Here is an 18158-nt window from a genome sequence, read left to right as displayed (position 1 = left end):
GTCACTGCTCATCGTCGTTGTGCCGGAGATGGCGGCGTATGCTGTAGTCCTGCCGGGGAGCGGTGTGGGTGATGAGTTCGGCGAGAAGTCCGGTAAGAAAGAACTGCGCGCCGAGCGTCATCAGGAGGACGCCAAGTGTGAGGAGCGGGCGATGCCCGATAGGGTTCCCGAGGAACCATTGCACAGAGAGGTATGCGTTGATGGCTGTGCCTAGGCCAAGTGCCCCGAGGCCAAACCAGCCGAAGAGGTGGAGCGGCCGAGGACTATATTGGGTGAGGAACAGCACGGTCAGCAGATCGAACAATCCTCGTGCGAACCGCGCTAGGCCATATTTGGAACGGCCATAGCGGCGAGGGCGATGAGCAACGGGTAGTTCCATGACGCGAAACCCGCGAGCGTGGGCGAGGATTGGGATGAAACGGTGGAGTTCCCCATAGAGTGGGAGTTCGCGTACCACCTCAGCGCGGTATGCTTTCAAGCCGCAGTTCACGTCATGTAGCCGCACGCCGGTGAGGAACCGGATGGTGGTATTGAAGATCCAGGAAGGAAGACGTTTCGTCCACGGGTCCCGTCGTGGCGACTTCCAGCCGCTGACAAGGTCGGCTTGTTCGAGCGCAGCGAGTAGCCGAGGAATCTCCCGGGGATCATCCTGCAGGTCGGCATCGAGCGTTACGATGATTGCTCCCTGGGCGGCACGGAAGCCTGCGGCGAGGGCAGCCGACTTGCCGAAGTTGCGGCGGAACTCGATGACCTGCACACGAGGATCTGAAGTGAAGAACCTTCGCAACACATCGGGCGATCCATCAGTGCTGCCGTCATCGACAAAGATAAGTTCGCTTCGATACGGTACGCCTGCGAGCGTCTCGCACAGCTCGCGGTAGAGTTCGGGAAGGCTCGCTGCCTCGTCGTACACGGGAACAACGATTGAGAGTTCAACCGCGCCCGTCTTCTGCTTCTCCGGCTCCGAAGTAGACAGCAGAGTCGCTTGGTTTGTCGCCGGAACCGTCATCGCCCCTGTCCCCTTCCCGGCTTCCCTGATAGTAGCTGACAGCGGGCCGAACTGACTAGCATGACGGAATGTGTCTGGGGGTATCTCTCGGGCCGCACGGCGCATCGCTCTTGGTGTGAAACCATGCAGCCAACTCAGGCTCAGGAAAGGTGGTGTGGCAAGCACGCAGTCCTTGACGACCATCGGCGTTGGGACGCGGACGTCGTGGTTCGCTCGGATCATGCTGGAGAAGTTTCGGACGGCACGTCGTGCGGTCCAACGGTGGCGTGCTGACCTTGTTGCACGAGTGAACCGCCTGCCGGAGTGTGAGCAGCCTGCACTACTCTCCTGGTCGGTTCAACGGTCGTGTGGCTGGTGCTGCTCCCGGCCGTCGAGCCACGAACGAGCGTGTCCGCGGGGGTATTGAGCCATGACGAGGTCGTGTCTGGTCCGAACAGATGTGATGTCGTACGCGAGGCTGTGACACTGTAAAGGACGGTACCAACATGGCCGTGGTGCGAGGATCCTCGTGGCAAAGGCGCTGCGAGCTCGGTGCGAAGTGCTCGGCAGAAGGAAAGGAGACTTACCTATTGCTCGTAGCAAGTGCCGGATGCTTCCGACGCTGCGGGACATCTGGGTGGGGCTAGGTCCTACGGGAGAGGCGTTCAAGCACGCTGCGATGCGGGCACCATGGTTGGTGGATTGTCAGGTAGAGTGCGCTAAAGTCGGTTCCTGCGGGGCGCAGGTGTCTCCTCGCAGAGGGGGACGCAATGCCACATAGGCACATGCCTCATCGGCATACTGGTGCAGCGGAGCGAAGGGGGACGTCATGCGTGCAACAGACTTCGATGCCTGGTTGCTCGACCTCGACGGGGTGGTGTACGTCGGGCACGAGCTCCTACCGGGTGTGCGCCAAGCGCTCGCCGAATGGCGTAACGCCGGGAAGCATCTCCGTTTTCTCACCAATGATCCACGACCCACGCGCGAGGAACTTGCCGCTCGGCTACAGCGACTTGGTGTTGAGACATGCGCTGAGGAGATCGTGACCTGCGGTTGGGCGTCTGCCCAGTTACTGCCGCAGCTGGGTGTGCAGAGTGCCTTTGTCGTCGGAAGTCGCGGCCTTGCCGAGGAACTCCAGCGAGCGGGCATCACCGTCACGCGTGATGGTGTTCCCGATGCGGTGGTTGTGGGAGCTGATGAGGAGCTCCGTTTCCTCGATGTTGTGCAAGGATGTCTGCTCGTTCAGCACGGTGCACGGTTTATCGCCACGAATGCTGACCCGTCCTATCCCATGCCGTTCGGAACCGTTCCAGCGACTGGGGCAGTGGTGTGCGCGATTCGGCTCGCCACCGGACAGCGCCCTTTTGTTGTTGGGAAACCGGAGCCGTTGATGTTTCAGCTCGCGCTGCGGACACTCCCGCCTGGTTCGAAAGCTCTTGTTGTCGGCGATCGAATCGACAGCGATATCCTGGGAGCACATCGCGCCGGTCTTCCAGCGGTGCTTGTGGCTGAGACAGTTCCGGACTTGCCAGCGGCTCGAGACTTACGACGACCAGATGCAGTCGTTCGGTCGCTCGCGGAGCTCCTCAAGCAGCCCCCGGAACTTCGTATGGGATCGAGCGCGCCGGATCCTTGGCCCGAGCGGGTGGTCCCTGGAGTGGTGCTCCTACTTGTCGATGAGATAAGGGAACGACTTGCACTGGTGCCAGCTGGAGGCGCGTGGTCATTACCGTGGACGATACTCGAGCCACTGGAGACGTTCGAGGAAGCTGCTTCGCGTGTTCTCAGGCAAGTGCTCCCTGGTGAGGCACGACGCTTTGACCTTGCGGCGCTCGTCTCGGAGCCGGAGGTCATGCTGGTGACGGATCGGGACGGTGCGCTCGTCCGGTTAGCCGGGCCCGCGTTCCTCGCGCAGACGAATGCAGTCACACTGTCGGGAGATGCACGCTGGCATCCGGTCGATCGGTTGGAGGCACTTCTGCCCTCTCCGTGCGCGCGGTGGGTCTGGTCGGCGCTGGCGTCGTTTGCTTAGCGTCGTGCCAGGAGCAGCGTAACGTTGCCCTCGGGAACGGAACGCCATTGCTGATCGGTGAAGCCGGTTTCGTGGAGCCAGCGTTCCAGCTCTGCGGCTGTTGGATGATGGCCGTGTTCGGTAGCGAGGAGCATCTGGAGGTCGAGCAACGCATGCTGGAGGCGGGCTTCGGGAGTTGGGTGAGGTGGAGTAGCGCGGATTGCGAGCCATCCACCTGGAGCAAGTGCTTGGTAGACGAGGCTCAGAAGTCTGCGTGCCTCCTCCTCGTTCATGCTGTTTAAAACGCCGAAGAGGAGGACCAGGTTGTACCCCTGGCCAATTGGGTCACGGAAAAAGTCACCTGGAAGGGGGCTCACTCGGTCTGTCAGCCCACTCCGGGCAATGAGTTCGCTTGTGATCTCCGTGACAGGCGGAAGATCGAAGACCACTGCCTCGAGAGTCGGATGTGCCCGGGCAAGGGCCATCGCGTACTCGCCGTGGCCACCACCGAGATCGAGCACACGCGGTCGCTGGATTCCCTCGATGAGCGGCACCAATGCTGCCGCAACATCGTCACTAACCGTGCGTGCAGTCTCGTACAGCATGAGCGTGAAGTGGCGCACCCACTCCGTTGGTGCTTCTTCGCGTCGGCTTGCTTCCGGAGCGCGACCGCTACGAACTGCGTCGGTGAGTAATCCCCATCGACGGTAGAAGGCAGCCTGTGCGGCAAGGAAGTGTGCCAGGGAATGTGGAGAATCAGGCAGGAGCGTTTCGGTGGCCAAGGTGGAGAGCTGCCATCCCTGAGAGGTCTCGGACACAAGATCGAGTGCAGTCGCTGCCCGAAGGAAGCGAGCAAGGGCTTGAGCGTCCACGCCGGCCGCTTGCGCGAGTTCGGCAGTCGAGAGCGGCCGCGCTGCAAGGTGACGTGCGAGGCCCAATTCGGCGAAGGTGATCAAAAGGGCAGAGATTCGAAAACCTTGGGCGAACTCGAGGATACGGCGCTGGGCCTGTGTCGGCGGCATTGAGACCCCCCTAAGGGTCGTCAGTGCGGAGAAGTGGACGGGTGAGACACGTTGGTCCCCCAGAACGATTGTGGGAGATCTCCCCACCGTCGTACGGGTAGACGACACACCCGGCCTCACGAAGCATTTCGATCGTCCGCCGGTTTTCCCGTAGGATGACACAACGGCGGGGAGCGATGGCGAGCACATTAGGTGCCTGCGTCGGGAACTCTTCATCGGGAACTCGAATGATCTGCATCCTCTGCGCTTGCAGGAGCTCGACGAGCCGAATGGGGAGCAGTGGCGGATACGCGACAACGAGGTCTCGATCAACTGGACTGAGGAGCGAAAGCAAATGCAAGCATTCTCCGGGCCCATGCCAGTGCGGAAGGTCGACGGCGACCGTTCGCACGCCAAGTGGTCGAAGCAGTTCATCCAGCTGGGCGATACCAGCATCGTTTGTGCGATAGCTGCGTCCGATGACGAGTGTCTGCTCGTCGAGCCATAGGCAGTCGCCGCCTTCTACTGTGCCTGGCGGCTCGATCCGACCGAGAATCGGAATACCCAGAGTAACAAGGGTGCGTTCCAAGAAAGCGACTTCTGGTCTGCGGAGTTCCTTGCCCAGGCGCAGCAGAATTGCGCCCGCATCCGTAAGAAGGACAGGATCGAAAGGAAAAATTGCATCCTGGAGTGCCGGGTCGTCCGGCTCGACGATGATCGTCTCCACGCCCTCCTGTTCGAGGAGTTGGCAAAAGGAAGCGTGCTCGGCTCGGGCACGCTCGGCGTCAATTGGGTGGGCGTAGCCGAAGGCTTGCCAACATTCGGGGTCGCGAGGCGGAATCGGACGAACGAGGAGAACCCGGCGTAGCGGTGTGACCATCGACTGACCACCCCAGGGGCGTCTCTCTGGCATCACTGCCTCCTCGTTGGGTCCTTTCGAAGGGAAGCCCGGTGGGCTCTCGGTAGCCCACCGGGCCAACCGTTGAACAAAGCCGTTACAAGGCCTCGCGCCACATTGCCCAGAAGTTGTAGCTGTTGATGTAGATCGGGTTAGGAACAAACCCACGGATGTCCTTCTGGAGGACGGTCGCCTTCCGGATTTGTGCGTAGAAGATCGCTGCCGGGTCGTCCCAGGTGAGGATCTTGACGATTTGCCCTGTGAGACGACGGATCTCATCTTCGCTCGCGGCGTCTTTGAGCTGATTCATCAGCCGATCGACCTCTGGGTTGCGGTAGAACATCGCGTTTGAGCCCTTTGAGCCGACCGAGTCGGAGTGGTAGTTGGGATAGATCTGGTTCCACGAGTCGTTGTAGTCTGGCCACCAGCCGCCGGACATAAAGTGCGGGCGTTGCTCAGGTGGCGTGTCGCCGTAGGCGAGCTCCAAGAGTGCGGCACGCTCGACCTGCTGTAGCTCAAGCCGAATACCGATCTGGGCGAGATTTGCCTGGAAGAGCTGCGCCATTGCCGCGTCCGTCTGGTCGCCGCTCGAGTACATATAGGTGAACGTATCACCTTCCTTGATACCGGCCTCGGTGAGAAGCTGCTTGGCCCTTTGGAGGTCGGTCGTGTAGGTCGGAATGGATGGATCGTAGCCAATGACGGTGTCGGCGATCGGCCCATTGATCGGTCTGGCGAAACCACGAAGCACCTTTTCGATCACTTCCTGGTAGGGCCAGGCATAGCAGAACCCTTGGCGTGCCTTGGTGTTGAGGAGCGCGTAATTCATGCGTACCCAGTCAACCTCTGTTGTGTCGTACTCGATGACCTGAAGGTTCGGATTCTGCTTCATGGCGAGCAGATCTTCCGGGTTAATGTAGGCGCAGCCATGTGCCTCACCGGTCTCCATGAGCTGGCGGCGGGTTGCGTCCTCGGGAACGACGCGTGCTATGATGCGATCGAAGAACGGTCGCTCCCCATGGTACTGATCAAACCGCTCGAAGACGAACCGCTCCTGTTGGAGCAGTTCGACCGGCTTGTAGGGACCAGTACCGACAATGTTTTGGCTAAACCAGTCATGAGCGAACTCGTCGCCTGCTGTTTTGTGCTCGTCCCAGGCCTTGGGCGAGACGACCAACGGGCCGTATTCTGAGGCCATTGCGGCAAGAAAGAGCGGTTGTGGCTTGGCCATTACGAACTTGATCGTCGTAGGGTCAACGACCTGAATCTGTTCGTCGGGGTCCTCGACGAAGCGCGAGATGACGTTGACCGGTCCGCGACCCATCTTGAGGAAACGGGTGAATGAGCGCTTCACGGCGTCCGCATCGCAAGGAGACCCGTCATGGAAGACAGCGTTCGGTGGGAGCTTAAAGGTGAATTCCGTGAAGTTTTCGTTCTGTGACCACTCGCGAGCAAGCATGGGCTCATACTCGAAGGTTGATTCCCCCTTGAGTTTAATCAGCATCTCGTAGCAGGCAAGGAAGAGTGCGGAGGCCTGATTGTCATAGGCTGACTGTGGGTCGAGGTCTGGGACACCACCGAAGAAGAGTACGACGAACTCGCGGTTTTCCGATTCGCGTCGCCCAGCGGTGGGAGTCTGCGCGGCTTGTGGTGTGGCACCTGCTGGTGCTGCGGTTGGCGTTGTCGTCCCGCCGCCCCGTTGACATGCGGCGAGTAGCGCGAGAATTGCGGGCGTCGAGAGTCCAAGCTGCAGACCCCGACTGAGGATTTGCCGGCGCGTGAGCCGGCCCGTTCTCGCTGCCAACAAAAGACCGAGTGCGTCTTCAGGTCGTCGCGAATCCATGGTCCTCCTCCTCTCGCATCTCACCGTCGTCGTGTCCGTGGGTCAAGGAAGTCGCGCAACCCATCGCCGAGCAAGTTAAAACCAAGCACTGTCAAGGTCAGTGCCAGACCGGGGAAGGTAATGTACCACCATGCCTCACGGAAGAAGGTGCGTGCTCCCGCGATCATCGTACCCCACTCGGGTGTCGGCGGTTGGGCGCCGAGTCCAATAAAGGAAAGTCCGGAGGTCGCCAAGACAGCGTACCCAACATCGAGTGTGAGTTGCACAATCACCACCGCGAGCGTATTGGGCAGGATGTGTCGTCCCAGGATACGGAACGGCGAAGCTCCAATCGCGCGCGCGGCCTCGACAAACTCACGCTCTTTGAGCCAGAGTACCTGGCCACGCACCAGCCGCGCGTACCATGGCCAGTAAACGGCCGTCAGTGCGATGACAGTGTTCTCTAAAGTGCGACCGAGCGTGGCAGCGATGGCCATCGCTAAGACAAGTGCGGGGAACGCAAGAAAGAGATCAGTCACACGCATCAGGAACTCGTCGACGATGCCTCCCGCATACCCAGCGATCAAGCCGACCACTGTACCAACCAAGACGGCGATCGAGAGGATGATAAACGCGACACCTAACGAGTACTTCGCCCCACTCATGACACGGCTTAGAACATCTCGACCAAGTTCGTCGGTACCAAACCAGTAGGTCGACGATGGTGGCTGGAGCTTGACAGCGACGTTCGGCTGAACCGGATCGTGTGGGGCGAGCAGGCTTCCAAATGCCACGAGGAAGAGAAACAGCGCGATGAGCACAACTCCTACGAGATTAAGCGGACTCTGGGTGAGGAAGTCGCGGACACTGTCGAGAAGCGAGCGGGTTCGAGTCGGCCGCTCAGCCAACGTGCTGATCGTTCGCGTCGTTGGTGCGTAACCTGTTCGCTCCATGTCACGTCATCCGAATGCGTGGGTCCAGCAAGACGTAGATGATGTCCACAAGGAGATTGACCAGCACGTAAGCTGCGCCGATGACGAGAGTCACGGAGATTACCGCGTTGTAATCGAAATTCTGGATCGCTTGGAAGGCGTACCGGCCAATGCCAGGCCAGGAGAAGATAATCTCCACCAGGACTGCACCGCCCATTAATAGGCCGAACTGGAGCCCAATCACAGTGACGGCTGGCAGCAGCGCGTTCTTGAGTGCGTGGCGCAAGATCACGACGCGAGGTTGCAACCCTTTGGCACGGGCCGTCCGGATATAGTCCTGCCCGAGGACTTCAAGCATGCCTGAACGGACCATGCGTGTCACGATAGCCAGCGCCGCCAGTCCGAGGACGAGTGAAGGCATGAGCAGGTGCTTCAAGGCAAGGAGGAACAAGCCAAGGTTCCCCGCCAAAAGCGCGTCTACGGTAAAAAGACCGGTTACCCGTGGTGGTTCCTTCACACCGACAGGAAGGCGTTGGCCATCCGGCAGAAGACCCAGCTGAGCGAAGAGAAAAAACTGCAAAATGAGTGCGAGCCAGAACGAAGGAATCGAGAGCCCAAGAATAGAAATCGTACGTCCAATCAGATCGAGGAATGAGTTGCGGCGGACAGCCGAAAGAACGCCGAGTGGAATTCCAACGACCACCGCAAACAGCATTGCATAGAGCGCAAGTTCAATCGTGGCCGGAAGATAGCGTGCCAAATCCTCCGACACTGGTCGCCGTGAGGTCAGCGACTTACCAAAGTCAAGGTGGATGAGGCCATTCAGATACCGGACATACTGCCGCCAGAGTGGCTGATCAAGCCCGTATTCCTTGCGGATCTTTTCAACCGCCTCGGGACTTGCACGGGGCCCAGCAATAACTCGAGCCGGATCTGCAGGGACGATGTGGGACAAAACGAAGGTAATCAGTGACAGCCCGAGAAGGACGAACACGAGGAAGAAGAGTCGCCGTACGATGAGCTGGACGATCATTCCCTCTTAGTCCTTCGTACCCTGCCGACTAGGGACTTCACCCGTGTTTCCTGCCCGGAAACGTCAGAACAGACCGTCAAGGGAAACCGAACACATCATCCCATTGCACTGTGACTGCACCAACACGTGTGTGCAACCATGCCCACTCTACCGATCACCGGTGGGCATTGTCAAGCGCAACTGTCGGCACCGCGGTCAGAGGATGTGAAGAGGTGTGAGAGCGTCACTGCCCGAGCAATAGGCACGGTACCATGGTGCAGAAGCGCTATGCTACGAGGCGGAGGAGGGTAGACTGTGCTGCGCTTCTCAGTCGAGCTCGTGTTGCGGTTCGTCCGTTCAAAGCGCATCGCGGGCGATTGACTCAGCCCAACGACGCTCCGCCACTGGGTGTCCATTCCAGGTGGCAACGAGTTCCACAGTGAGATGAAAATGCTGACTCGTGCTCTCCATCGAGACGTTGGCCCGTGTTTCGGCCACGCCAACAGGCCACTCGATGCGGTAAACTTGTTGACCGTGTGCTTGACAACGACTTGGCCGGTCGAGATCAGCCCAGAGTTCGACAGTGGAGAGGTCGGTCACCAGGCTTTCTCGGCCAATGGGTCGAATGACCTCTTCGGTGGAGCGGCGTATGCCCACTCGACCTCCAAGTGGATCGAAATTGTGCTCAAAGTGAGGCGGTGATGACCAGGTCACTGCCGTCATGGGAAGAGGTTGTGGGTCGGGAAGTGTCACGCTCCGTAAGAGACCGTGATCGCGCAAGAGAGGTAACCGGAGTTCGAGTGCTTTTCCTCCAGCCCGCACACAGGGTCCCTGACGGTACGGGGCTGGCCACAGCGTGGGAAAGTCGGCTCCGCTGAGTGCCAAGCGGAGGCGATGCCCAGCTGGTATCCGATAGCAGCATGCTTTCAGAGGGACACGCACCCGCGCGAGCTCGCCGGGGCGCAGTGGCTGAACACGCTGGAGACCCTGACGCCTCGTGAGGTTGAGTACACCCCGCGTGATGAGTGTTGCTTGACCATCTTCCCAAAGGTGACTGAGGCGCACGCAGAGGAACGCCACTGGCACTTCAGCGGTAACGACTGCGCAAAGCTCGGGAAAGCCAAGAATTGTCAGTGCTTCCGGTAGAGGATCTGAGTCGAAAGTGACTGCGAAGAGGTCGTCTAGACGCTGGTCAGCCGCAAGGTGGTCTGGTGGCGCCGTGGGGCACCAGCTGGGACCAGAGAGACCGACACGAACATCGTTGGCGACAGTGCGCCAGGTGTCGCCACTCGCAGGGGACAAAGCGAGCTTGCCCTCTGTTGTTGCAAACCAGCTGGTCATGTGCACACCCGGGGGTGGCCAGCGTTCCACCGCATACCAGTGTCCCGGAATGGCAGAGGGATATCGCTGTGGCCGGTATGCCTCCTGCAGATAGAAGCGGATCGGTGCAGTATCATCGGGCTGGTTGAGCAGCCAGCGTCGCCACCAGGTCAGGAGTTCGCTCAAAAAGTCAATGCGAGGACCAACAGGGCTTGCGTCAGGCCGCTCGTGTGTCCAGGGACCAATCAGCCCGCGGACTGGAGCAGACAGCCGATCAAGCATGCGCAGGGCTGCATCGGTATACCCGTCGTGCCACGCTCCGACCACAAAGACCGGGCAAATGATCTTCTTGTAATCAGTCGCTAACGAATTTTGTAGCCAATAGTCGTCCTGTCGCTGGTGGCGGAGCCAGAGAAAGAGCCACGGCTCGACCTGCTCGATCCTTTGCCGCCATGTTTCAAGCCACTGAGCGTCGTCAGGTTCAGGATCCGGCGGTAAGGCGTTCAGTGCGACCATCCAGAGCGGGTAGCTAAGAAACTCCATTGCCTGTAGACATCCACCCCAGTAGTGCACGTCGGTCGCGTAACGATCGTCACTGCCGGCATGAGCAACGATCGCTGCAAGGTGCGGCGGGCGTCGCATGGCAATCTGAAGGGCATTGAACGCTCCATAGGAAGTGCCCCAGAGCCCAACTCGTCCACTGCACCACGGTTGGGCGGCCAGCCAGGCAAGGACGTCTTCCCCATCCTGAAGTTCTTCCTCACTGTACTCGTCGCGCGTGATGCCACCCGACGACCCCGTTCCCCGGACATCCACGCGTACGCCCACAATGCCGTGTTGTGCGAGGGCAATGGGCACGTTCCAACGCGGTGCGGTGAGGTCGTCCTTGCGATAGGGGAGGTATTCGACGACAACTGGCCAAGGGCCGGCACCCTCCGCCGGAAGGTAGAGATCCGCGCGTAAGCGTGTCCCATCACGCATTGGGATGGGGACATGCCGAGCGAGACGCACGCCGGACCACGGGGACGGTGCTGCGAGATCGAGGTCGCTCATGCCCATCGATCAGACCTCGCGGGCCAGCTTTCGCGCTGCGACGACGACTGGATCCCAGACCGGAGAAAAAGGTGGAGCGTAAGCCAGATCCAGGTAGATAAACTCGTCAAGCGTCAGACCGGCCGTCAAGGCCGTCGCGACCGTATCAATTCGCTTCCCGGCTCCGGACCCACCCACAATTTGGGCCCCGAGTAGACGGCCTGTCGACTCCTCAGCGACTATCTTCACGGTCATCCAGGTCGCGCCGGGAAAGTAACCGGAGCGTGTCGTCGAGCGTACCTGTGCGGTAACGACCTGGAATCCTGCTGACTGAGCCTCACGCTCAGTGAGTCCTGTCCGTGCGATTTCCGTCTCACCAAAGCGGGTGATGGCTGTCCCAACGATGCCAGGAAACCGTGCCTCTCGGCCGGCCAAATCGAGGCCGCAGACACGTCCTTGCTTGTTCGCCGTTGTCCCGAGGGGGAAGTAGATCGAGCGACCCAGGAGCCGATGGTACGCATCGGCACAGTCTCCGGCAGCCCAGACGCCTGGTGCGGACGTCCGGCAATGCTCATCGACATGGATGGCATTGCGATCGCCGAGAACGATTCCTGCGTCCCGGGCCAGTTCGCTGTTTGGCTCGACTCCGACACCGAGGGCGACAACCTCCGCTTCGAAGGTGCCGACGGGCGTGACAACACCAGTTACGCGACCCTGGCGTGTCTCAAATCCCTCAACCGGCGCTTCGAGCACGAGGCGTACGCCTGCCTCCCGGAGCTCCCGCTCCACAAGCTCTGCCATGTCACTGTCGAGGAGGGCCATGACGTGCGGTGCCGCCTCAAGCAACGTTGTCTGGAGTCCGCGAGTGATAAATGCCTCAGCGATCTCAAGTCCCACGTAGCCGCCCCCAACGACGACCGCGGAGCGGGGGCGCTGACTTTCGAGCCACCGGGTGAGACGCAGCGCCTCGTCGAGCGAGTGGATCGTAAAGATGCCCTCCGCGTCCCGACCAGGTACGAGAAGCGAGCGTGGACGAGCACCAGTCGCGATGACCAACCGGTCAAACGACTCGCGGTACTCGCGTCTCACCTCATGGTCGACAACGGTAACTTGCTGTAGGGCGAGATCGATCCCGATCACCTCACTGTGGAGTCGTACGTCGATTCCGTTGCGTCGGTGGGCCTCGGGTGTCCGGGCGACGAGCTGGCTTGGCTCGGCGACGAGACCAGCCACCAGATAGGGCAGGCCGCAAAGCGCGTATGACGTGTAGGTCCCGCGCTCGAAGGCAATCACCTCAACCTCGGGCCGAAGACGGCGGAGCTGCGATGCAGCACTCATTCCTGCCGCATCGCCTCCAATGATCACCACTCGTTCTCGATGTGTGCTCATCAGTCGAGCTCTCCTTCTGCTTCAACGGAGCGGACGCTTTGCTGGCAATCCAACACGACGTGGGTACTGTGATGGGGCCGGGCGCACCACTCGGACGACAACGATGGTGCCCGTAGCACCGACGAGGTCGGTGAGTGGCATTGGCTCAACAGCCTCGATTTCTCCCCCAAGGATTTCCAGTGCGCGTCGACTGTCGCGGAGCTCCAACTCGATTGCTGGACCCTTCGGGAAGACAGCGAGTCCATCGACACGAAGGAAAGGCAAGGTGAGCTCGAGTGCGGTCGCAAGATGCGCTACTGCCCGCGCAGTCGCAAGATCGTATTGGCCACGGTGTTCAGGGTTGTGTGCTAGTGCCTCTGCCCGGTCGTGGATCGGTGTCGTGTCCAGGAGCGCAAGCTCGCGCACGACAAGCTCGAGGAAATGCACCTTTTTTGCGGTCGCGTCCAGAAGCGTGAGTGAAATTTTTGGGCGGAGAAGTTTCAACGGGATACCGGGGATACCCGCCCCAGTGCCCACATCGATCACTCGGCACCTTTGCGATTGCGCACAAGCGCGATCGACCCATGGAAGTAATCCCAGTGACTCAACCAGCAGACGTCGCTGGATCTCCGACCAATCATCGAGTCCTGTGAGGTTGATCCGCTGATTCCACTCGAGCAGGAGTTCAGCATAGCGCCGGAAGGCTCGCTCTGCCTCGGGTGTGAGTTCCTCACCCAAGCGAGCCGCGGCGGTGCGAAGGAGTGTGAGATCGATGGTGGAGCGACTCACGGTTCTCGCGACGATCCAACTGCGATGCGACCCTGGGCCGCGAGGAAGGCTAGTGTGCGATGCGCAATCGATTCGGCATCGATGCCAGCCTGACGGCGAAGGGAGGCCTGCGACGCGTGATCGAAGAAACGGTCTGCAAGACCCAAGCGCAATACCGGGACGCGAAGGTCGGCATCGTTGAGCGCTTCAAGAACGGCACTACCAAAGCCTCCGGCCAACTGGGCCTCTTCAACCGTCACAACACATCCACATTCGCGTGCGGCGTCCAGTATCAATGTCCGGTCGAGCGGTTTCACGAAGCGGGCATTAATGACAGTAGCCCGAACTCCTCTTTCCTCCAGAATTTGAGCAGCGCGTTCAGTGGGAAGAACAGTGGTGCCGAGCGCAATCAGCGCGACGTCCTGTCCCTCGCGGAGGAGCTCTCCTCGGCCGATCGGGAGAACATGTGGCTCGCCGAGCAGCGGTACACCGACACCGCTCCCGCGCGGGTAACGAAGCGCGATCGGTCCCTCCTCGTAAGCCAGCGCTGTTGCGAGCATGTGCCGGAGTTCATCCTCATCTTTCGGCGCCATCAAGACCATGTTCGGGATGCAGCGGAGATACGCAACGTCGAAAACGCCGTGGTGTGTCCGTCCATCCTCACCGACCAGGCCGGCCCGGTCCATCGCGAAGACAACTGGAAGGCGCTGGATGCACACATCGTGGATGACCTGATCATAGGCCCGTTGCAGGAATGTCGAGTAAATGGCGCAGACCGGACGAAAGCCCTGTGTCGCGAGTCCTGCAGCAAAGGTGACCGCATGTTGCTCTGCGATCCCAACGTCGAAAAAGCGCTCGGGGTAGGCAGCGGCAAACGGGAGAAGCCCCGTGCCATCTGGCATGGCTGCTGTGATGGCGACGATGCGCTCGTCACGCGCCGCGAGCTCGACCAGGGTCTGACCGAACACGTCCTGATACCGTGGAGGACTTGGTGGAGCACCGGGTACCTTCACCGCAGCGCTGTGGTGCTTGAAGGGGTCGTCCTCAGCGGGACGGTAGCCTTTGCCCTTCATGGTGAGAACGTGCACAAAGACTGGTCCTGGCAGTGTCCTGACAAGCTGGAAGGTTTCAATGAGTTCACGGAGGTTGTGTCCGTCGATTGGGCCAATGTACGTGAAGCCAAGTTCTTCCCAAATCATCGTGCGGTAGATGACTTCTTTAAGCCCATCGAGGAAGCGGTGAGAAAGCTCCACGAGTCGTTCGCCTTGCGGGAGTCGCCGCAGCAGCCGCTCGACTTCGGCTTTCGCCTGGCGGTACCGCGCATCAGTGCGAATGCGCGTCAGGTACCGGGCAACGGCCCCCACATTCGGAGCGATCGACATCTCGTTATCGTTGAGGACGACGATCAGCGGAACCTGGAGGGCACCAGCATGGTTTAGCGCTTCGTAAGCCATACCGCCGGTGAGCGCCCCGTCGCCGATCACGGCGATCGTGTGATAATGCTCACCACGCAGTTTTGCGGCAACGGCCATGCCGAGGGCGGCTGAAATCGAGGTTGAGGCATGACCAGCTCCGAACTGGTCGTGGGGGCTTTCCTCACGCTGGAGGAAACCGCTGAGCCCTCCTTCTTGGCGGATAGTAGGGAAACGGTCCCGCCGGCCCGTCACGAGCTTATGCGGATACGCCTGATGGCCGACGTCCCAGACGATCTTGTCGTGCGGCGAGTCGAAGACGTAGTGGAGCGCGAGCGTCAGTTCAACGGTGCCCAGGTTCGGTGCAAAGTGTCCTCCCGTCTTACCGAGGACGACCTCAATAATCGCCTCGCGGATCTCCTCGGCGAGCTTTTCGAGTTCAGGAAGAGTCAGCTGTTTGAGATCCTGTGGGCTGTCGACTCGCTCCAAATACATTGTGCTCCTCCTCGCATGAACCGCCAGCCGCTGCGGTGTACCGGGCCGACGGTGCGGGACAAGCTGATCCTAACAGGCATACCACTCCTCGTCAAAGTACTGTGCCGGATTCGGCGCAACCTGGACAAGACGAGGGAGGAGACAACGCCTCCTCCCTCGGGCGAAGTGTGTGAGAGAGGTTACTGCCGGGAGGCTCTGATGCTTGGCACCAACCGAGCGCCGCTCTGGGATGTACCTTGCTGATCCTGCTGTTCCCGATTCCAGTCTTTGAACCACCCGTGTCTAAAGCCCCGGTGCCAGCCGTGTCCCCAGAAGCCGCCCATTCCCGTCTTATCGAGTAACGTGTCGAGATTGTTCTGTAGGTCAGTGATGGCACGCTCGGCCTCTTCCTGCGTCAGTACGCCCTGCTGGACCAGTGCATTCGCGTTGGTCCGTGCGGTCTGCAGGAGCGCGTTCTTCAGGTCGTCACGAGAGACCCCGTGGTCACTTGCGACTTGCGCAAGGCTCTTCCCTTGGCGGAGTTCCGCACGCAACTGACTCGTCGTCAACCCGAGCTTGTTGGCAGCCGTGCTCAGGATATCAGCTGGTGGCAGGATGGCAGCTTGGTAGCAGCGGCTTTGCGCTTGACGCTGGAGGTAGTTGCGGATGGCATCAGCCTGACTCTGGTTGATGATGCCTTGGTTCACGAGGTCGGTCAGCAACGTATCGAGCCGACTACCCTGCTTTGTCCCGATTGCCGCGCAGCGGTTCGTGCTGCCTGCCGATGGGGTCGGGGTTGCTGTTTGAGCGGCGACTAGTCCAGCAGTCACCAACAGTCCCGCCAGCGCTGCAACACCGATCGCAACCAACCAGGTACGTCGAAGACCAAACCATTGTCGAAGCATTGCGTTCCCCCTTTTCAATCCTGACCGGTATCAGCGGGGAGGAGCAGCGTGAAGGTGGTGCCTTCCCCAGGGGTACTCGTCACTTCGATTGCACCACCGTGCAGGGCTACGATTTCCCGCACGATGGCCAGTCCAAGCCCGAAGCCGTTGGGCTCTCCCTTGTCACTGCTTCCCCGGTAGAACCGATCGAAAATATGCGGCAGGACGTCAGGTGGAATTCCTGGTCCAGTATCCCGGACAGTGAGCTGGACCCGGGGTGGGGCGCCGGGCAGGCGCTCGGCGCTGAGCGCGAGCGTCATCCCATCTCGACCGTGGACCAGCGCATTCTGCACCAGGTTCTCGAGAGCCTGCTCGAGGAGTTCCGGATCCCCTGCCGCGGTCAGAGACTCCGGAACGTCTCTCTGGAGTTCGATGCCGCGTCGCTGGATCGTCAACCGGTGACGCGCCACCACACGCTGAACCAGCGCGGCAAGTGCAACCGGTTGACGCTCGAGGCGCACCTGGCCGGTCTCGAGCCTGGTGAGGTGTAGAAGCTGGGTCAAGAGACGAGCCGCACGCTCGCTTTCCTCAGCGATCAGCCGCAGCGCCTCCTCGCGCTCATCCTCTCCGCGGAGCAATCCTTCACGGACAGCCTGGGCATAACCCTGGATGACGGTGAGCGGGGTGCGAAGTTCGTGAGCCACATTGGCCAGAAGATTTCGCTGCCCCTCAACGAGACGGCGCAAGTTCCCGACCATGGTATTGAAACTCCGCACGAGGCGTGACACCTCATCCGGTCCGCCGCCGGTGGCCTGCCGCGTGAGATCCCCGGCTGCGATCGCGTCTGCGACTGCGGCAAGGCGCGCGATCGGTCCGGCGATCGAGCGCGAAAGGAACCAGGTCACGGCAAGCGAGACTGCCAGGCCTGCGAGGATGGCGAGCCCCAGCCACGGGAGCAAAATCCGCAGAAGCAGGCGAGTCGGTGCGGGTGCTAATACAACCAGCGTGGACCCGGGCACGCTCCCAAGCGGAGCAACCGCGACGTAGTAGTCGCCGACCTGACCGGCGAAGTGCGCCGCTGTTCCGCGCTTTCCGCGTCGATTATCCTCGGCGCCGGAGACACGGTCTACCTGCTCGCGCAGGGCGGCACGCGTGCTGGCGGGAAGTGGCTCCTCAGCCGAGTCCACCAGGATCTGCCCCTGCGGGCCCATGATCAGGAGCCGCGTACCGGTTCGTTCCCCGAGTTCGTGCAGTAGTTCCTCGTCCAGGAGCGGCCGCAGTCCTGGACGACGGTAGACGGTATCCACGCCGACTGCGATCTGGTCTGTGAGTTCCTCCAGCTGACGCTCCTGAAGCACCCGCTGGGCGTGGGCGATCGGCCAGATAGCAGCCAAAGCGGTCGTGGTTACCATCACGAACACCACTACGACGAAACTCGCGAAGAGCCGACCATGCAGGCTCCTGATCACTGCTCACCCTACCCGGCAACCGGAGTGGGATCCACCCCGCCTGCCGCTTTCAGTGTCAACGGCGATCGTAAACGCAACGTAACGTGATACTCAGGAATCGCTGAGAGTGAGACGATAGCCGACACCGCGTACGCTTTCAATGCGTAGTGTGCTCCGTTCAAGTTTCTGGCGTAAGCGATTCACGTGGACGTCCAGTGTCCGAGAGTCTTCGTCGAGGAATTGGGTCCCCCACACTTGCTGGAGCAGTCGTCGCCGAGGAACAACACGTCCCGCCTGGCTTGCCAGGGCGACGAGCAGGTCGAACTCGCGTGGACGGAGAGTGACCGGCTCGTTCCCGATGAAGACTTCACGGCTCTCACGATCGATGCGAACATCGCCGACCGCGAGTTCGCGCACGGGTGGTCCGCTGGCGCGACGGAGCAGGGCGCGCACTCGTGCTAGGAGCTCATTGGGTTTAAAGGGTTTCGTGACGTAGTCATCGGCCCCTAGGTCGAGGCCTTCAACGATATCTCGTTCGTCATCGAGTGCGGTGAGCATCAAAATGGGGGTGGCGTGACGAGTTCGGATCGCACGGCAGACGTCTCTTCCATGCGCACCAGGGAGGAGCAGGTCAAGGATCACGAGGTCTGGCCGCTCTTGTTCAAACACTGCCAGCGCAAACCTCCCATCGGCGGCAGTCGCCACGGTGTGGCCGTCACGCCGCAGGTAGAGCTCGAGGAGCTTGGCAATTCGAGCGTCATCTTCGACAACGAGAATGTGCGCCATCT

At 60.7% G+C, this 18158-nt stretch carries 14 protein-coding genes; 1 reads left to right on the top strand and 13 read right to left on the bottom strand.

Annotation, left to right across the window (positions count from 1 at the left end):
• Position 1: 1 nt before the first annotated feature.
• Positions 2–1009 (bottom strand): glycosyltransferase family 2 protein, encoded by a 1008-nt coding sequence (locus NET03_RS01310; protein ID WP_252127084.1) that lies wholly within the window; start codon positions 1007–1009, stop codon positions 2–4.
• 808 nt (positions 1010–1817) lie between these two features.
• Here NET03_RS01310 and NET03_RS01305 point away from each other — a divergent pair.
• On the top strand, positions 1818–3020 hold the full coding sequence (locus tag NET03_RS01305; RefSeq protein WP_252127083.1) for an HAD-IIA family hydrolase: 1203 nt from the start codon (positions 1818–1820) through the stop codon (positions 3018–3020).
• On the opposite strand, the gene NET03_RS01300 is transcribed toward NET03_RS01305, so the two are convergent.
• The 12 genes from NET03_RS01300 to NET03_RS01245 all read right to left on the bottom strand — a co-directional run bounded on the left by NET03_RS01300 (position 3017) and on the right by NET03_RS01245 (position 18156).
• Positions 3017–4021, bottom strand: a complete 1005-nt coding sequence (locus NET03_RS01300) for a methyltransferase (protein ID WP_252127082.1) — start codon at positions 4019–4021, stop codon at positions 3017–3019. The two genes, NET03_RS01305 and NET03_RS01300, sit on opposite strands and share 4 nt — an antisense overlap.
• 10 nt (positions 4022–4031) lie before the next feature.
• Positions 4032–4913: a dimethylarginine dimethylaminohydrolase family protein gene (locus NET03_RS01295; RefSeq protein ID WP_252127081.1), complete on the bottom strand. Its 882-nt coding sequence runs from the start codon at positions 4911–4913 to the stop codon at positions 4032–4034.
• A gap of 82 nt (positions 4914–4995) precedes the next feature.
• Positions 4996–6741, bottom strand: a complete 1746-nt coding sequence (locus NET03_RS01290; protein ID WP_252127080.1) for an ABC transporter substrate-binding protein — start codon at positions 6739–6741, stop codon at positions 4996–4998.
• 20 nt (positions 6742–6761) lie between these two features.
• Positions 6762–7673, bottom strand: coding sequence for a nickel transporter permease (nikC, locus tag NET03_RS01285; protein WP_252127079.1), 912 nt, complete (start codon positions 7671–7673; stop codon positions 6762–6764).
• Between the two features lies 1 nt (position 7674).
• Positions 7675–8685, bottom strand: a complete 1011-nt coding sequence (locus NET03_RS01280; RefSeq protein ID WP_252127078.1) for an ABC transporter permease — start codon at positions 8683–8685, stop codon at positions 7675–7677.
• Between the two features lie 336 nt (positions 8686–9021).
• The gene (locus tag NET03_RS01275) at positions 9022–11043 is read right to left on the bottom strand and encodes a CocE/NonD family hydrolase (protein ID WP_252127077.1); all 2022 of its coding nucleotides are present in this window, start codon (positions 11041–11043) and stop codon (positions 9022–9024) included.
• A 3-nt stretch (positions 11044–11046) separates the two neighbouring features.
• Complete coding sequence (locus tag NET03_RS01270; protein WP_252127076.1) at positions 11047–12405, bottom strand: FAD-dependent oxidoreductase; 1359 nt, start codon at positions 12403–12405, stop codon at positions 11047–11049.
• 21 nt (positions 12406–12426) lie between these two features.
• Positions 12427–13173, bottom strand: coding sequence for a 16S rRNA (guanine(527)-N(7))-methyltransferase RsmG (gene rsmG / locus NET03_RS01265; protein WP_252127075.1), 747 nt, complete (start codon positions 13171–13173; stop codon positions 12427–12429).
• Entirely contained in the window at positions 13170–15059 is a 1890-nt protein-coding gene (gene dxs, locus NET03_RS01260; protein WP_252127074.1) for a 1-deoxy-D-xylulose-5-phosphate synthase, read from the bottom strand. The genes rsmG and dxs overlap by 4 nt, the downstream gene beginning before the upstream one ends.
• 179 nt (positions 15060–15238) lie before the next feature.
• Entirely contained in the window at positions 15239–15943 is a 705-nt protein-coding gene (locus tag NET03_RS01255) for a hypothetical protein (RefSeq protein WP_252127073.1), read from the bottom strand.
• Between the two features lie 14 nt (positions 15944–15957).
• A complete protein-coding gene (locus NET03_RS01250) occupies positions 15958–17334 on the bottom strand; it encodes a sensor histidine kinase (protein ID WP_252127072.1) in 1377 nt (458 codons plus the stop codon).
• A 147-nt stretch (positions 17335–17481) separates the two neighbouring features.
• The gene (locus NET03_RS01245; protein ID WP_252127071.1) at positions 17482–18156 is read right to left on the bottom strand and encodes a response regulator; all 675 of its coding nucleotides are present in this window, start codon (positions 18154–18156) and stop codon (positions 17482–17484) included.
• Between the last annotated feature and the right edge of the window lie 2 nt (positions 18157–18158).

Source organism: Thermomicrobium sp. CFH 73360, from assembly GCF_023806465.1.
GTDB lineage: Bacteria > Chloroflexota > Chloroflexia > Thermomicrobiales > Thermomicrobiaceae > Thermomicrobium.
The sequence above is the reverse complement of the archived record's forward strand: the minus strand, read 5'-3'. Positions and strand labels throughout refer to the sequence as shown.

Coding starts and splice junctions, on each gene's coding strand:
- NET03_RS01310 (WP_252127084.1), bottom strand. CDS start 1,009: ATGACGGTTCCGGCGACAAACCAAGCGACTCTGCTGTCTACTTCGGAG.
- NET03_RS01305 (WP_252127083.1), top strand. CDS start 1,818: ATGCGTGCAACAGACTTCGATGCCTGGTTGCTCGACCTCGACGGGGTG.
- NET03_RS01300 (WP_252127082.1), bottom strand. CDS start 4,021: ATGCCGCCGACACAGGCCCAGCGCCGTATCCTCGAGTTCGCCCAAGGT.
- NET03_RS01295 (WP_252127081.1), bottom strand. CDS start 4,913: ATGCCAGAGAGACGCCCCTGGGGTGGTCAGTCGATGGTCACACCGCTA.
- NET03_RS01290 (WP_252127080.1), bottom strand. CDS start 6,741: ATGGATTCGCGACGACCTGAAGACGCACTCGGTCTTTTGTTGGCAGCG.
- nikC (WP_252127079.1), bottom strand. CDS start 7,673: ATGGAGCGAACAGGTTACGCACCAACGACGCGAACGATCAGCACGTTG.
- NET03_RS01280 (WP_252127078.1), bottom strand. CDS start 8,685: ATGATCGTCCAGCTCATCGTACGGCGACTCTTCTTCCTCGTGTTCGTC.
- NET03_RS01275 (WP_252127077.1), bottom strand. CDS start 11,043: ATGGGCATGAGCGACCTCGATCTCGCAGCACCGTCCCCGTGGTCCGGC.
- NET03_RS01270 (WP_252127076.1), bottom strand. CDS start 12,405: ATGAGCACACATCGAGAACGAGTGGTGATCATTGGAGGCGATGCGGCA.
- dxs (WP_252127074.1), bottom strand. CDS start 15,059: ATGTATTTGGAGCGAGTCGACAGCCCACAGGATCTCAAACAGCTGACT.
- NET03_RS01255 (WP_252127073.1), bottom strand. CDS start 15,943: ATGCTTCGACAATGGTTTGGTCTTCGACGTACCTGGTTGGTTGCGATC.
- NET03_RS01250 (WP_252127072.1), bottom strand. CDS start 17,334: ATGGTAACCACGACCGCTTTGGCTGCTATCTGGCCGATCGCCCACGCC.
- NET03_RS01245 (WP_252127071.1), bottom strand. CDS start 18,156: ATGGCGCACATTCTCGTTGTCGAAGATGACGCTCGAATTGCCAAGCTC.